Source organism: Acinetobacter sp. A22 (assembly GCF_030913345.1).
GTDB classification, from domain to species: Bacteria; Pseudomonadota; Gammaproteobacteria; order Pseudomonadales; family Moraxellaceae; genus Acinetobacter; species Acinetobacter junii.
On record NZ_CP133162.1, the window covers coordinates 406400 to 420608 of the forward strand.

Below are 14209 nucleotides of genomic sequence, written 5' to 3' on the forward strand. Positions count from 1 at the left end.
TTTTTATTGTCTAGAAGCGCAGAAAATAAGGAACTATGGAAAGTATTAGCCCAATCATACTGATCATAGTTGTACTCTCAATAAAATAAGTAAATAGCATAAGCAATAAGCCACAGATCAGAGTCACAGTCATTTTCTGCCTCTTACCATATATAAAATAGCCTAAGCCAATTGAACTAAAAAGAACACCCAGATAAAGTGGTAGTGCATTCATGCCAATTCCATATGTTTTTTTAATAAGAAAATATTATGACAAGATTCTTAAATGAAAATGATAGAAGCCAAATTCATTATCCAATAGTATCAATCTAAGTTCGATTTAAAAATTATAAGGTTCTGTGATGAGTGTAATTTTGCCAGTAGCACAACGTGGTGAAGAGATTTTAAAAATTAAAGCAGCTTTAGTCTCAGATGCAGAGTTTAATAGTGAATGGTTGTTGCAACTGGCTTCTGCGATGCATGCGACGATGTTGGAACGTAATGGTGTTGGAATTGCTGCACCACAGGTTTATATCTCCAAGCGTGTGATTATCGTGGCATCTCGTCCCAATCCTCGTTATCCCGATGCGCCTGAGATGGATGCTGTGGTGATGGTTAATCCTGAGATTTTGGAGTTTTCTCAAGCGACTTGTTTGGGGGAAGAGGGATGTTTAAGTGTTCCTGATGAGCGTGGGCAAGTGCAACGAGCACAGAGTATCAAAGTGCGTTATCACACTTTACAAGGTGAGGTGATTGAAACAACATTTGATGGTTTTCCTGCACGAATTGTTCAACATGAAGTTGATCATTTAGATGGTGTGTTGTTTGTAGAGCGTTTGAGTGCTTAGAAGTTAAATTAATAATGAAGCCTTACAATAAAAACTTAAAACTTCCATCACGAGATTTACGAAGCAACATGACTGATGCAGAACAATTGCTATGGTCAAGATTGCGCCGTAAACAGATTTTAGGGTTACAGTTCTATCGACAGAAACCTTTATTAAATTATATTGTGGATTTTTATTGTCCAGCAGTGAATTTAGTTATTGAATGTGATGGTGGACAACACTATACCCAAGATGGGTTGGAAGCAGACAGAAGTCGAGACCGTGCTTTAAACGAGCTTGAACTTGTGACATTAAGGTTTAGTAATCATCTGATTTTGACCGAAATAGATGCAGTAGTAGAGCAGGTTTATTGTATTGCTGAGCAAAGATTAGAATCTCCCTTTGATAAAAGGGGACTTTAGTGTGAATTGGATGAATACCGCGGATTCGTGCTACTCCCTCCTTTTTAAAGGAGGGTTGGGGAGGATTAAAAACTTCCTTCGTATATTTTTTTAGCTTCTACTGCTTTATCTAGTTTTCGATGAATAAGAGAAATCATTGATAAAATATCAAGAGCATCTTGTTCATTGATTTCCCATGCTATTTTTGGAGCATGCGCTGTAGTGTTTCTAAAAGTTCCAAAAACTCCTTTTAATAAATTCATGAATCCTTTCTGCTCACTTTCATGACTTTCACTTGTTAGATTATTTAGTGCTAAATAAGGAATCTTACCTCTATATGAAAAAGCTTGATCTACTAATTCTGAACCGTCTGTAGTTAAGTCTGTTTTTATTCTAATTTTTTCTGCAATACTTTTAGTTGCTTCAAATACAGCATGAAAATAATTATCGACAAGTAATTCAGCTTTACAAAAAGTAAGGACGTCAGAATGAATTTTTCGGTCTAATAATGTTTTTCTTAAATTTTGAGCGTAAGCGTCCGCTGAACCCCATGCCTATTTTTTAATTTGAGTTGGATTTCCAGCGATGTGGCAGTAATTCTTCTATTTGGGTCGCTTTATGCGTCGGCAGCCTTTTCAGCACATCACTGAGATAGGCATACGGATCCAACCCATTCAGCTTTGCTGACTGGATTAAAGTCATGATATTTGCCGCTCGCTGTCCACTGCGCAGCGAACCTGCAAACAACCAGTTCTTACGGCCCAATGCCCAGGGGCGCATTGAGTTCTCTGCCCAGTTATTGTCAATGGGTAGATTGCCATCATCCAGATAGCGGCTTAAGGCTGGCCAACGCTTCAGACTGTAATTGATGGCCTTGGCGGTTGGAGAACTCGATGGCACCGTCAGATAATGTTGGTTGAGCCATTCATACAGTTGTTGCATCACCGGTTGGCTGTGCTGTTGTCGGTATTCGCGGCGGTGTTCTGCTGTACTATCGGTCTTTTTCCTGAGTTCGGCTTCTATCGCATACAGTTTCTGAATCATCAGTAATGCCTGTTCAGCGATCTGACTTTTCCCAGTCACATGTAGCTCATGGAATTTACGACGTGCATGCGCCATGCAGCCCACCTCAATGACATCGCCTGATTTAAAGCGTGCTTTATAACCACTGTAATCATCACAGACCAGATAACCCTGCCAGCCATTCAAGAACTCTGCAGCATGCTGACCTGAACGGCTATCCTGAAAGTCATAGATCACCGCTTGAACTGGATTGTACTGTGTAGTGGCATAGGCCCAGACATAACCTTTCTTCGGTTTTTTCTCATCATCACCCATCCGCATAATGGTGACTGGTGTTTCATCTGCATGGATCACCCGCTGTTGCAGCACCACCTGTTTTAAGGCATTGGCCAGAGGTTCCAGTTCCACACCGCAGCGACCTATCCAGTCAGATAAAGTAGATCTGGACAGATCAATGCCCGCCCGCTGATAGATCAGGCGCTGACGGTACAGCGGCAAATGATCGGCATACTTCGATACCAGCACATGGCTGAGCAGTTCAGGTGAAGCAATGCCTTTATCAATCACATAGGCGGGCATCGCTTGCTGAGTCAGGGTGTCACACTGATCACAGACCCATTTGCCACGCACATGCTGTTCCTTATAGAACTGTGCCGGTCTGAAATGCAGTTTTTCACTGATATCTTCGCCGATACGACGTAACTGGCAGCCACAACTGCATTGGGTTGATGCTGGTTCATGCTCAATACGAATGGTGTGTAGATGATCGGGCAGCAGTCGACGTTTAGGTTTATTGGTTTTGGCTTTCTGTGTCGCTGCATCGGTTTTATCTGCATTCAGCCGTTCCAGTTCCAGATCAACAGCAGCAATATCTTCTTCAACCGCTTCATCCCAGAGATGGATTTGTTTTGCAGTGAGATGTTCGTTTTTACTGCCGAATTTGTGCTGTTTAAATAGTGCGAGTTCATGCTCGTATTTTTGATTGAGAATAGAAAGATGTTGAACTTTAGAATCTAATTGCTGATTGGTGACTTCAAGATGTTGAACTCTGGCATCTAATTGCTGGTTTGATTGTGCTAGAGACTGATGCTGCAGCGCCAACTGTCTGGTAAATTCCAGCAGTTGTTCATGGGTCAGTTGGCTTAAGTCAGGCAGCGTATTCATGACCGCAGTATGCCTGAGGTCATGAGAAGAATGAAATAGAACGTTTGGAGAATAGCGGAATGGAACAGCCTGGTTTAAAGCATCGTCACCACCTGCTGTCGTCCAATGCGCTGCCAGGGCAAACCCTGGATCAGTGCCTGTAACTGTTCCGGGCTGAGGGCCACGGTTTCACCTTGGTGAAGCTTAGCCCAGTGAAATTTGCCCTGTTCCAGCCGCCGGGCACACAGCCAGATGCCCAGTCCATCATGCACCAGTACTTTCATACGATGACCACGTTTATTACAGAACAGGTAAGCACAGTGCGGCTTGATCGAGCCAAAGGTTCTCACCACCTGAGCAATGACAGTATCCATCCCTGCTCGCATATCCAGAGGTTGGGTAGAAAGCCAGATTTCATCAATGCGGATCATGTTGCAAGTGCCTTGAGTAATTCTGCTAAAGCAGATATTTCTGATACTTGCCATTTCAAGCCAATTTCTGCTTTTGAGTGGGGTAAAGTAATTTGAACCGTTAACATGTCAGTAGGAGTAGGATCTAATGGTGCAGAGCAAGATAAGGCAATAAATGCAGGTTTATTCGGTAGTGGTGAGCGATCATTCCCTGGCTTACCATCAATTAAGCGAATCCATTTGGATACAAGATTTGTATTCAATCCATGTTGCAAAGCGACCGAAGCAATTGAAACGTCCGGTGCTTTACAAGCCTGAACGATCTGCTGTTTAAATTCAGCACTGTATGTTCTTCGTTTTTTCGCAAGAGATGCGATGGATGTCTGGTGATTTGTAGTCATAAATTTTAGTCCCCACTTGTTTTTAAGTGGGGACTAAATTAAGGCTTATAGGATGAATTCATAAGGTGTGTTCAGCGGACGCTTACTTTTGAGCTCGCTCCTCAGCCTCAGAAAAAGTGTTTACTTTAGCTGTTGTTCTAATATCACCACTTTCAGTTAGTTCTAAGCCTTCAAATGACAATACATAATTTAGTTCGGTTCTTATATTTTTAAACCATTCTTTTCTATGGATGTTGCGGGATGGACGTAGTACATATTTGATAAAAGCTAGAACATTGTTAGAACAGCGATCTTCACTTTGCTTGATACTAAGAGCATCATACAAACGCTTCCATTTTGTAGAGTTTAATTGTGGGTCTTTGATATTTGTTTCAGCAAGATATTTGATCCTAGCCAAGATACTGGACAATCAGTCCCTCTAAAGATAGTTTAATTTTAATCTTTGGAGATGTAAAAATGGCTAAACGCTTTAGTCCGGAATTTAAACAACAAGCGATTGATTACGCCTTAGCGAACTCAAGTGAATCGATAGCCGCACTAGCCAATAAACTTGGTATCGGTTACTCAACACTAGATAAATGGATTCGTCAATCTAGCGAAGCAGGCTCCAGTAAACGTCAATTAACACCTGAGCAGCAGCGCATTCTAGACCTTGAAAAAGAGAATAAGCGACTCCGTGAGGCGAATGAGATACTAAAAAAAGCGCATGTGTACTTTCTCACCGAGGATGCCAAGAGAAGTACACGTTAATCAAAGGAATAGCGCCTGAAATGGTTACTGTTGCTTCAGCTTGTGATTGCATTGGTGTGAGTCGATCGGGCTATTATGCGTGGTTGAAACGAACACCTAGATGCGAGAAGCAACTCAATGATTTACAGTTACTTTATTGGCAGCATCACGCACGTCTAGGTGCCCCATCATTGGTCCATGATATGCGTGATAAGGGCTATTGTTTGAGTGAAAGAACGGTAGGTAGAATGTTACGTACTCTGGGGTTGCGCAGTAAAATATCCCGTAAATTCAAGTATAAAATTGACCCAGCAGATTGCTTATCAGCAGCACCAAATTTATTGGACCGTCAGTTTAAAGTATCGAGACCAAATAAGGTATGGACTACCGATATCACCTATATTTGGACTCAGCATGGCTGGCTATATTTATGCGTCATGTTGGATCTATTTAGTCGCCGCATCGTTGGTTGGCAGACTAGCAAACATATTGATCGTCACTTAGTCTGTGATGCGTTTAATTATGCGATGGCGCGTCAAGGTTATCCTCGTGGAGTAATGGTTCATTCTGATCAAGGCAGCCAGTACGGCAGTCATGACTACAGAGACTTGTTAGCTGCCAATAGAGCCATTCAAAGTATGTCACGACGAGGCAACTGTTGGGATAATGCCGTCACTGAAAGCTTCTTTCACACATTAAAAGTACATATCGTGCATGGCAGTGTATTTAAAACGCGAAAAGAGGCAAATAAGGACTTGTTCGAATATATTGAGGTTTATTACAATCGAATCAGACGACATTCTGCAAATGGCTGGGTTAGTCCCGAAGCTTTTGAAAAAGAATATTTGAAAAATTTAGAGGGAACCGCTGTCTAATTATTTGGCTAGGATCAATTTGGAAATTTCAGTTCCTGAAATCCCGTGATATGTATCACCTAAAATTTTACAAATACTTTCTAGACTACCAAGATCAATATTTTTAATTATTGCCATCATTTACTTTAATTTTTAAGGATGTGTATATTCTAAGTATATGTTTTTGTAATATCAATTCAATCCCTCCCAACCTCCCTTTGAAAAGGGAGGAGCAGTCACCTAATTCGATTAATCATATGATATCTCTCTCTTTTTAAATAAGGTAAACGAGATTAAATTCAAAAAAAACCCCCTCAACTGAGGGGATTTTCTTTTATGGCTTATCCAATCGAATCATCTAAATTCGGTGCTAACCAGCGCTTCGCTTCATCGAGTGTCCAGCCTTTACGCTTTGCATAATCCTCAAGCTGATCTTGAGAGATTTTGCCGACATTAAAGTATTCACTTTGAGGATGTGAATAATAGAAACCACTTACAGAAGAAGGCGGCATCATGGCAAAGTGTTCAGTCAACTTCGTACCAATCTTCGCTTCTGAACCTAACCAATCAAACAACACCGCTTTTTCAGAATGCTCTGGGCAAGCAGGGTAACCTGGAGCAGGACGAATACCGACATACTTCTCTTTGATCAGTTCTTCATTACTCAACGTTTCATCCGCTTTATAGCCCCAGAACTCTTTACGAATACGTTCATGTAAATGCTCAGCAAATGCTTCTGCAAAACGATCCGCTAAAGACTGAATTAGAATCGCTGAATAGTCATCACCTTTGGCTTTATATTCATTTGCCAATTCTTCAGCACCAAAGATCGACACCGTAAAACCACCGAGATAATCTTCAGGTTGTTCAGAAGGCTTAATATAATCTGCCAAAGACAAGTTTGGTTTACCTGTCACTTTGTCTGATTGTTGACGTACGTGCTCAAACGTATGAGTGCGATTTTGACCTGATTCATCAAATACGCTGACAGTATCTGCACCAGTACGCTGAGCAGGGTATAAGCCAAACACAGCACGGGCATCGAAACGTTTATTTTCAATGATGTCTTTCAGCATCGCTTGAGCTTGATTATAAAGATCAGTCGCTGCTTCACCGACCACTTCATCTTCTAAAATTTTCGGGAATTTACCCGCCAAACTCCAAGAGATAAAGAATGGTGTCCAGTCAAAATATTCAACTAAGGTTTCAAGCGGATAATTCTTAATAACTTGTGTACCCAAAGCATTTGGTTTTGGTGGTACATAGTTATTATCAATTTTAAAACCGTTTTCGACTGATTCTGCATAACTCAATTTTGCAGCTTTCGGTTGCTTATTCGCTAAGCGTTCACGAATCTTGGCATATTCAGCACGATGCTCTGCAATGAAGTTACCGCGCATTTCAGGAGAAAGTAGGGTGGTTGCGACACCCACTGCACGTGAAGCATCCGCGACGTAAATTACTGCATCATTTGAATATTGAGGATCAATTTTAACTGCGGTGTGTGCTTTTGATGTGGTTGCACCGCCGATCAATAAAGGAATATTAAAACCTTTACGTTGCATTTCTTTGGCAACAAAGACCATTTCATCCAAAGAAGGGGTGATCAAACCGGACAAACCAATGATGTCACATTTCTCATCTATTGCCGTTTGCAGAATTTTTTCTGCAGGTACCATCACGCCAAGGTCAACGATGTCATAACCATTACAACCCAAGACAACACCCACAATATTTTTACCAATATCGTGTACGTCACCTTTAACCGTTGCCATCAAGACTTTACCTTTAGATTGTCCTTCTGACTTCTCAGCTTCAATGTATGGGTTGAGCCATGCTACAGCTTGTTTCATGACGCGTGCAGATTTAACAACTTGAGGAAGGAACATTTTTCCTGAACCAAACAAGTCACCGACCACGTTCATGCCGTCCATTAATGGGCCTTCGATCACATCAAGCGGACGTTTTGATTTTAAACGTGCTTCTTCAGTATCTTGGTCGATATACGTGGTAATACCTTTAACTAAAGCGTATTCAAGACGTTTTTCGACAGACTCATTACGCCATTCAAGATTTTCAGCTTCTTTGGTAGCCCCAGCTTGACCACGATATTTTTCAGCAACTTCTAGGAGTTTTTCAGTTGCTGCTTGGCCTGTCTCACCTTGATTTTGATTAAGTACAACATCTTCAACGGCATCTTTTAGTTCTTTATTGATATCGTCATAAATCGCCATCTGACCAGCGTTTACGATACCCATAGTCATGCCTTGTTTGATGGCATGATAGAGGAATACTGAGTGAATCGCTTCGCGTACAGGTTCATTACCACGGAATGAGAACGAAACGTTAGAGACACCACCAGAAATCATGGCATGTGGTAAGTTTTGTTTGATCCAACCAGTCGCTTCAATAAAGTCTACGGCATAGTTATTGTGTTCTTCGATCCCTGTTGCTACTGCAAACACGTTTGGATCGAAAATAATATCTTCAGCTGGATAGCCAACCTCATTGACTAAAATGTCATAAGAGCGTTTACAAATTTCACGTTTACGTTCAGCGGTATCTGCCTGACCAACTTCGTCAAAAGCCATGACAATAACTGCTGCGCCGTACTGACGGCAGAGGCGAGCTTTTTCGACAAACTCGTCATAACCTTCTTTTAAGGAAATCGAGTTTACAACAGGTTTACCTTGAACACATTTTAGACCTGCTTCAATGATTTCCCATTTCGATGAGTCAATCATGATCGGCACACGAGAAATATCAGGTTCTGAAGCGACAAGGTTCAGGAAATGCACCATCGCACCTTGCGAATCGAGCATTCCTTCATCCATGTTGATATCAATGATCTGCGCACCAGCTTCAACCTGTTGCTGAGCGACTTCTAGAGCTTCTGCAAAATTTTCTTCACGGATGAGACGAAGGAACTTTTTTGATCCTGTAACGTTAGTACGTTCACCAACGTTTACGAATAAAGAATCATCATAGATATTAAATGGTTCTAAACCACTCAAACGGCAAGCATGAACAGTCTCAGGAATTTTACGTGGTGGAATATCTTTAACAGCTTGGTAGATCGCACGGATATGATCTGGTGTGGTACCACAGCAACCACCAGTAATATTGATCAAACCACTCTCAGCAAATTCTTTAATAAAGGCTGCGGTTTGTTCTGGGGTTTCATCATACTCACCAAATGCATTCGGTAAACCAGCATTAGGATGGGCTGAAACAAAGGTATCTGCAACGTCAGAAATCGTTTTAACGTGAGGGCGCATTGCATCTGCACCTAATGCACAGTTAAAACCAATTGATAGCAAATCACCATGACGCACTGAGTTCCAGAATGCTTCAGCCGTTTGACCTGTCAATGTACGACCTGAGGCATCTGTGATCGTACCTGAAATCATCAATGGAAGTTCATAACCGATTTGCTTAAAGACTTCTTTGACCGCAAAGATTGCCGCTTTACAGTTCAATGTATCGAAAACTGTTTCGATCAATAGAATGTCAGCACCACCTTCAATTAAGGCGTGCGTTGCTTCGATATAATTTTCTTTGAGTTCATCGAAAGTAATATTACGGAATGCTGGATCATTGACGTTCGGTGAGATCGAACATGTACGTGATGTAGGGCCGAGTACACCTGCCACGAATCGTGGTTTATCTGGGGTAGAGTATTTATCACAAGCAGCTCTCGCGAGACGTGCTGCTTCACGGTTGATCTCAGGTACAAGATCTTCCATGTGATAATCTGACATTGAAACACGTGTACCATTGAAGCTGTTGGTTTCAATAATGTCTGCACCAGCATCCAAATAAGCTTCATGGATACCCTGAATAATCTGTGGTTGAGTAAGTACTAAAAGGTCATTATTACCTTTGAGATCAGAAGCCCAATCTGCGAAACGTTCACCACGATAATCTTCTTCTTCTAATTTATGGCGTTGAATCATGGTTCCCATTGCACCATCAATAATCAAGATGCGTTGGGCGAGAAGAGATTTTAGGGTGGCAAGCGTGGACATAAGGAACCCCAGTATATGGCAAATATAAAAAGCTGAGGCATTGTAACAGAAGCGAACAGAAAGCGCGTATTTTCAACAACACAGAGCACTGATTCTTCAGTTCAATTTTGATATGTCACAAAACCTTCATTAATTTGTAATAATTATGAGGAATAATGCTCCAAAAACCAGCGAATGAACTGAAATATGACAAATTGATGTCATATTTTGTAGCATTTGTTGCAAAATCAGACAAACAGTTTTTAAGACTTTTTGTTTTTATATCATATTGTATTTAAAGGGATATTTAATTTAATAGATTAAAGATTAGAACAAAAAACATCACAAAATGAGCTGAAATAATGAAATATCAGCTTTATATGACATCTCTTTGTCATATAATTGTCATAATTTAATTAAACAATACAGGGGATTTTTTTATCCTCTAACCGTCTACATGAATTCTAATATTCCTCCTGTTTCGGATTCACCGCTTGCCAACTCTTCGGCAAAATCGACGAATGTACATGTACCTACACCGAAATTCTTTATGCCGGTGTTTTTGACGATCATTGTTTCAACACTTATATATATTGGATTTCAGGTGAGTGCTGATTTAGCGCATGTACCACCTTTGAGTTTATATTCAGTTATTCTTTTGTCTACGGCATTATTCATTGCCTTAGGTTTTGAGTTTGTAAATGGTTTTCACGATACAGCGAATGCTGTAGCAACCGTAATTTACACCAATGCCTTACCTGCACCTGTTGCAGTGATGTGGGCTGGCTTCTGTAACTTTCTTGGAGTTATGGTGGCAAGTGGAGCAGTTGCTTACGGAATTATTGCATTGCTTCCAGTTGAAATGATCATGAATGTCGGCAGTGGTGCTGGCTTTGCTATGGTTTTTGCACTGTTGATTGCAGCGATTCTGTGGAACTTAGGAACTTGGTTCTTAGGTATTCCTGCATCAAGTTCTCATACTTTGATCGGTTCGATCTTGGGTGTGGGGATCATGAATCACTTGTTAAATGCATCAACTGGTGCAACCAGTGGCATTGATATGGATCAAGTCATCAAAGTCGGGAAGGCATTGTTATTTTCTCCTTTGATCGGTTTTGCATTTGCAGCAATTGTATTCTTACTGGTTAAAACAATCTTTAAGCGCCAATTGGAATTGTTCCAACCTCCTGTTGGTAACAAACCACCACCACCACTTATTCGTGCGATTTTAATCTTTACCTGTACGGGTGTAAGTTTTGCGCATGGTTCAAATGATGGTCAAAAAGGCATGGGCTTAATCATGTTGATTTTGATTGGTTTGGTTCCTTTGGCTTATTCATTGAATAAAAACTTAGATGCTCAACATCTACAATCATTCGAACAGCTTTCGGCTCAAACAGCGACCGTGTTGAATGTCAATCAGAATGAATTATCTGATGAAAAAGCTCGTGAAGTTTTGACGAAATTTATTCAAACCAAAGAGCAAACTCCAGAAGTTGTTCCTGCTCTTGCAAGCATGACCTCTCATTTGGGTGATCGTGTAGCGACTTATGGCAACTTAAAGGATATTCCTGAAGCTGCTGTCAGTGAAATTCGTAATGACATGTATTTAAGTACAACGACATTTAAACGTTTAGATAAAGCAGATGCTTTACCTGAAATGAATAAAGACCAAGAAAAATTGGTAAAAGAATATCGTAGTAACTTAGATTCGTTCTTACAATACATTCCAAACTGGGTGAAGGTCGCAGTCGCGCTTGCTCTTGGTTTAGGTACTATGGTGGGTTGGAAACGTATCGTGATCACAGTTGGGGAGCGTATCGGTAAAAACCACATGACTTATGGTCAAGGTATGTCAGCGGAATTAGTTGCGATGAGTACGATTGCTGCTGCTGATGGTTTAGGTATGCCTGTATCAACAACACACGTTTTAAACAGTGCGGTTGCAGGTACGATGGTAGCAAATAAATCAGGTCTGAATTTCGCGACAGTACGTACCATTCTTTCAGCTTGGGTATTTACCTTACCAGCAACGATCTGTTTGTCAGGTGGCTTGTACTGGGTATTCCTACAGTTTGTGTCTTAAGTATAGTTAGAAGATTTAGAACAGAAATAAAAGCTTTGCTTCGGCAAGGCTTTTTTATTGCTTTAATCTTTTGAGCTGATTGCACTATTAGTATATTTGTTGCTAGGCAAAGGCTTAGTCACCTGATCCAATAGATTGTTTTAAACATTTATTTCAGCTCTTTTTTTTACGTTGCAACTAGGGTGTGTTGACACTTTTAGCTTAAAAAAATAGCGAAGTAGTAAAATCAAATCGCCAAACCCAATTTTACTATTCGCTATGCCTCGTACCATGCTGACAGATCAACACTGGCAAAAGTTGAAAACTATTTTGCGTAATTTATCTATTCATCACAACTCAAATTTACGTAATTTTATTGAAGCTATTCTCTATAGAATTAGAACAGGCTGTCCGTGGCGAGATATTCCTTCCTATTTCGGTCAATCAAACTCTATTTTCAAACGTTTTAATCGTTGGTCAAGCAGCGGTAAGTTGCTTAGATTATTCAAATTATTAGCATCATGCCCCGATATGGAGTGGATTTTTATTGATGGCTCTCACGTACGTGCTCATCAACATTCTGCCGGTATAGCGAATCAATCCATTTCTAAAAGTGTAGGAGGAAACTCCTCAAAAATACATTTGATTGTTGATTCACATGGCAATCCTATTGATTTCATGATTACCGATGGCACTACACATGACATCAAAGTTGCACCTGATTTAATAGCAACATTAGATTTAAAAGAGACAGAAGTGGTATGCGCAGATAAAGGCTATGATTCAGAACCACTGCGTGAGCAGATCAGAAAAACAGGAACAAAAGCGAATATACCAAAGAAAATAAATAGCCAATCGAACAATGATCATATGGACTGGTATTTATATAAAATCAGGCATTTAGTTGAAAATATGTTTTGTAGATTAAAACAATTTAGAGGGATAGCTACTCGATATGACAAGCTCAAAAGAAATTATCAAAGTGCTGTTGCCTTAGCCTGTATATTTTTATGGCTACCTTTATAGGTTTAATTATGAACAGTAAATGTCAACAGACCCTAGTCATTTTTAGCTTTGCACTAAACTATCCATAAAATTTAAATCAACAGCATGTGCATAAAAAAAATTAAGAAAGTGAAGGCTATTCCCCAAATGTGGAATATGTTTCCTGATAAATATTAATTATTATGAAGATGCTTATATGTTTGGTTATCCTTATTGTAAACAACGTTTTACTTAAATTTCGTTTACACTCCGCCATTCTCAGAAATCGAGAGTGGCTTTTTTTATTTCTCATAAAATTGCACCAATAAAAAAGGAGCTATTGAATAGCTCCTTTTTTAAATGATATTCGCAATTATGCTTGTTGGATTCCTGCCACAACCCAATCTTGTTGCGAGCCAACAGGTTTAACAAAGTGCCAAATTTCAGTAAATGGTTGTGGCAAGCTATTTAAATCTTCACTTACCGTACCGGTGAAACGAACGCTAACCACATATTGTCCATTTTCAGTTGTGCTTTCAGCAACCATCGCATTAAGATTGCTAAACTCAGCCACATCTTGGTCTTTGTTAGCCATGATGTCGCTATACATTGAGTTATAAAGCTCAGGAGTCAAGTAACGACGAATTTCTTCGATATTGCTTGCGCTATTTACTGATTGAATGTGATTGAAGCGTTGGCGTGCAATACGAAGGAAAGCAGCAGGTTCAGTCCCATCAGGTAATTGGTTGCCACTGCTCATTGATGCACCACCAAACGGTGCCTGAGTCACAACGCCACCACCAACTGATTGACCAAAAATATTGGTGTTGTCACCAGCCGTTTGACGCATAGTTGGTTGTGGGCTTACAGGACGGCCAAAGTTGTTTTGACCGTTATTATTTGGAGCATATGGATTAGCTGTGGCTAATTTTTTTTTTGCACCGAATTTACGGAATACAAAGAATGCAACTGCAGCAGCTAGGAGTACCCATAACCAACCTGGAATACCACCTTTTTCCTCTTCTTGCGCAGCTTGCTGCTCAGCAGAAGTAGGATTGTTGTCATCTGCCAATGCATTTGCAGCAACTGCACCTACAGCAGCACCTGCTACACCAGCAGCAACCATAGAACCTACGCCTGGACCTGATTTTTGAGTCGTCGTAGTTTTAGTTGTAGGTTGTTGGTACGATTGAGTTGTAGTTGGCTGAGATTGAGTCGACGTTGTTGAACGAGTCATACCATGACTTTTGCCACCGCCCGCACGTTTAGCTTCTGCAACTGGTGCTGCGACCAAAGTTGCCATCAATAAAGCTGCCATCAAGCCACGCTGGTGTACTTGCATCGAAAATTCCTATTTAATTCCAAGATGTAAGTGTATTTATGAAG

13 protein-coding genes are annotated in these 14209 nt (G+C 40.5%); 5 read left to right on the top strand and 8 right to left on the bottom strand.

Annotated features, from left to right (window positions below; all coding sequences use genetic code 11):
- Positions 1-10 precede the first annotated feature (10 nt).
- Entirely contained in the window at positions 11-214 is a 204-nt protein-coding gene (locus Q9Q86_RS02000; protein ID WP_112986395.1) for an amino acid transport protein, read from the bottom strand.
- 127 nt (positions 215-341) lie between these two features.
- On the opposite strand from Q9Q86_RS02000, the gene def reads away from it, so the two are divergent.
- Positions 342-827, top strand: a complete 486-nt coding sequence (def, locus tag Q9Q86_RS02005; RefSeq protein ID WP_004913704.1) for a peptide deformylase — start codon at positions 342-344, stop codon at positions 825-827.
- A gap of 14 nt (positions 828-841) precedes the next feature.
- Positions 842-1228 (top strand): endonuclease domain-containing protein, encoded by a 387-nt coding sequence (locus Q9Q86_RS02010; protein ID WP_017397291.1) that lies wholly within the window; start codon positions 842-844, stop codon positions 1226-1228.
- A gap of 65 nt (positions 1229-1293) precedes the next feature.
- Here the strand turns inward: Q9Q86_RS02010 and Q9Q86_RS02015 are convergent, their stop codons facing one another.
- From Q9Q86_RS02015 to Q9Q86_RS02035, 5 genes are all read right to left on the bottom strand, one after another.
- A complete protein-coding gene (locus tag Q9Q86_RS02015) occupies positions 1294-1701 on the bottom strand; it encodes a TIGR02391 family protein (RefSeq protein WP_171293800.1) in 408 nt (135 codons plus the stop codon).
- A 67-nt stretch (positions 1702-1768) separates the two neighbouring features.
- Positions 1769-3394, bottom strand: a complete 1626-nt coding sequence (locus Q9Q86_RS02020) for an IS66 family transposase (RefSeq protein WP_157938044.1) — start codon at positions 3392-3394, stop codon at positions 1769-1771.
- A 74-nt stretch (positions 3395-3468) separates the two neighbouring features.
- Positions 3469-3804 (bottom strand): IS66 family insertion sequence element accessory protein TnpB, encoded by a 336-nt coding sequence (tnpB, locus tag Q9Q86_RS02025; protein WP_157938043.1) that lies wholly within the window; start codon positions 3802-3804, stop codon positions 3469-3471.
- Complete coding sequence (locus Q9Q86_RS02030; protein ID WP_004762545.1) at positions 3801-4184, bottom strand: transposase; 384 nt, start codon at positions 4182-4184, stop codon at positions 3801-3803. Before Q9Q86_RS02030 ends, tnpB begins: the two co-directional genes overlap by 4 nt.
- A gap of 82 nt (positions 4185-4266) precedes the next feature.
- Positions 4267-4593 (bottom strand): hypothetical protein, encoded by a 327-nt coding sequence (locus Q9Q86_RS02035; protein ID WP_305156075.1) that lies wholly within the window; start codon positions 4591-4593, stop codon positions 4267-4269.
- Between the two features lie 47 nt (positions 4594-4640).
- Here Q9Q86_RS02035 and Q9Q86_RS02040 point away from each other — a divergent pair.
- Positions 4641-5788, top strand: a protein-coding gene (locus Q9Q86_RS02040; RefSeq protein WP_100222360.1) for an IS3 family transposase whose coding sequence is annotated in 2 segments (ribosomal slippage) — positions 4641-4878 and positions 4878-5788 — 1149 coding nt in all. Because the reading frame shifts where the segments join, the coding sequence is not laid out codon by codon here.
- A 320-nt stretch (positions 5789-6108) separates the two neighbouring features.
- Here Q9Q86_RS02040 and metH read toward each other — a convergent pair.
- Positions 6109-9795, bottom strand: coding sequence for a methionine synthase (gene metH / locus Q9Q86_RS02045; RefSeq protein WP_112987027.1), 3687 nt, complete (start codon positions 9793-9795; stop codon positions 6109-6111).
- Between the two features lie 436 nt (positions 9796-10231).
- Between metH and Q9Q86_RS02050 the strand changes: the two genes are divergently transcribed.
- Positions 10232-11860 (top strand): inorganic phosphate transporter, encoded by a 1629-nt coding sequence (locus Q9Q86_RS02050; RefSeq protein WP_004952882.1) that lies wholly within the window; start codon positions 10232-10234, stop codon positions 11858-11860.
- Between the two features lie 258 nt (positions 11861-12118).
- Positions 12119-12865: an IS5 family transposase gene (locus Q9Q86_RS02055; protein WP_004912080.1), complete on the top strand. Its 747-nt coding sequence runs from the start codon at positions 12119-12121 to the stop codon at positions 12863-12865.
- A gap of 331 nt (positions 12866-13196) precedes the next feature.
- On the opposite strand, the gene Q9Q86_RS02060 is transcribed toward Q9Q86_RS02055, so the two are convergent.
- Positions 13197-14165 (bottom strand): Tim44 domain-containing protein, encoded by a 969-nt coding sequence (locus tag Q9Q86_RS02060; RefSeq protein ID WP_112987693.1) that lies wholly within the window; start codon positions 14163-14165, stop codon positions 13197-13199.
- Positions 14166-14209: the final 44 nt, after the last annotated feature.

What these genes read in the sequence shown, in the direction of transcription:
- Q9Q86_RS02010 (WP_017397291.1), top strand. Translation starts at nt 842, where the DNA reads ATGAAGCCTTACAATAAAAACTTAAAACTTCCATCACGAGATTTACGA.
- Q9Q86_RS02060 (WP_112987693.1), bottom strand. Translation starts at nt 14,165, where the DNA reads ATGCAAGTACACCAGCGTGGCTTGATGGCAGCTTTATTGATGGCAACT.
- tnpB (WP_157938043.1), bottom strand. Translation starts at nt 3,804, where the DNA reads ATGATCCGCATTGATGAAATCTGGCTTTCTACCCAACCTCTGGATATG.
- Q9Q86_RS02050 (WP_004952882.1), top strand. Translation starts at nt 10,232, where the DNA reads ATGAATTCTAATATTCCTCCTGTTTCGGATTCACCGCTTGCCAACTCT.
- Q9Q86_RS02000 (WP_112986395.1), bottom strand. Translation starts at nt 214, where the DNA reads ATGAATGCACTACCACTTTATCTGGGTGTTCTTTTTAGTTCAATTGGC.
- Q9Q86_RS02030 (WP_004762545.1), bottom strand. Translation starts at nt 4,184, where the DNA reads ATGACTACAAATCACCAGACATCCATCGCATCTCTTGCGAAAAAACGA.
- Q9Q86_RS02055 (WP_004912080.1), top strand. Translation starts at nt 12,119, where the DNA reads ATGCCTCGTACCATGCTGACAGATCAACACTGGCAAAAGTTGAAAACT.
- def (WP_004913704.1), top strand. Translation starts at nt 342, where the DNA reads ATGAGTGTAATTTTGCCAGTAGCACAACGTGGTGAAGAGATTTTAAAA.
- metH (WP_112987027.1), bottom strand. Translation starts at nt 9,795, where the DNA reads ATGTCCACGCTTGCCACCCTAAAATCTCTTCTCGCCCAACGCATCTTG.
- Q9Q86_RS02020 (WP_157938044.1), bottom strand. Translation starts at nt 3,394, where the DNA reads ATGAATACGCTGCCTGACTTAAGCCAACTGACCCATGAACAACTGCTG.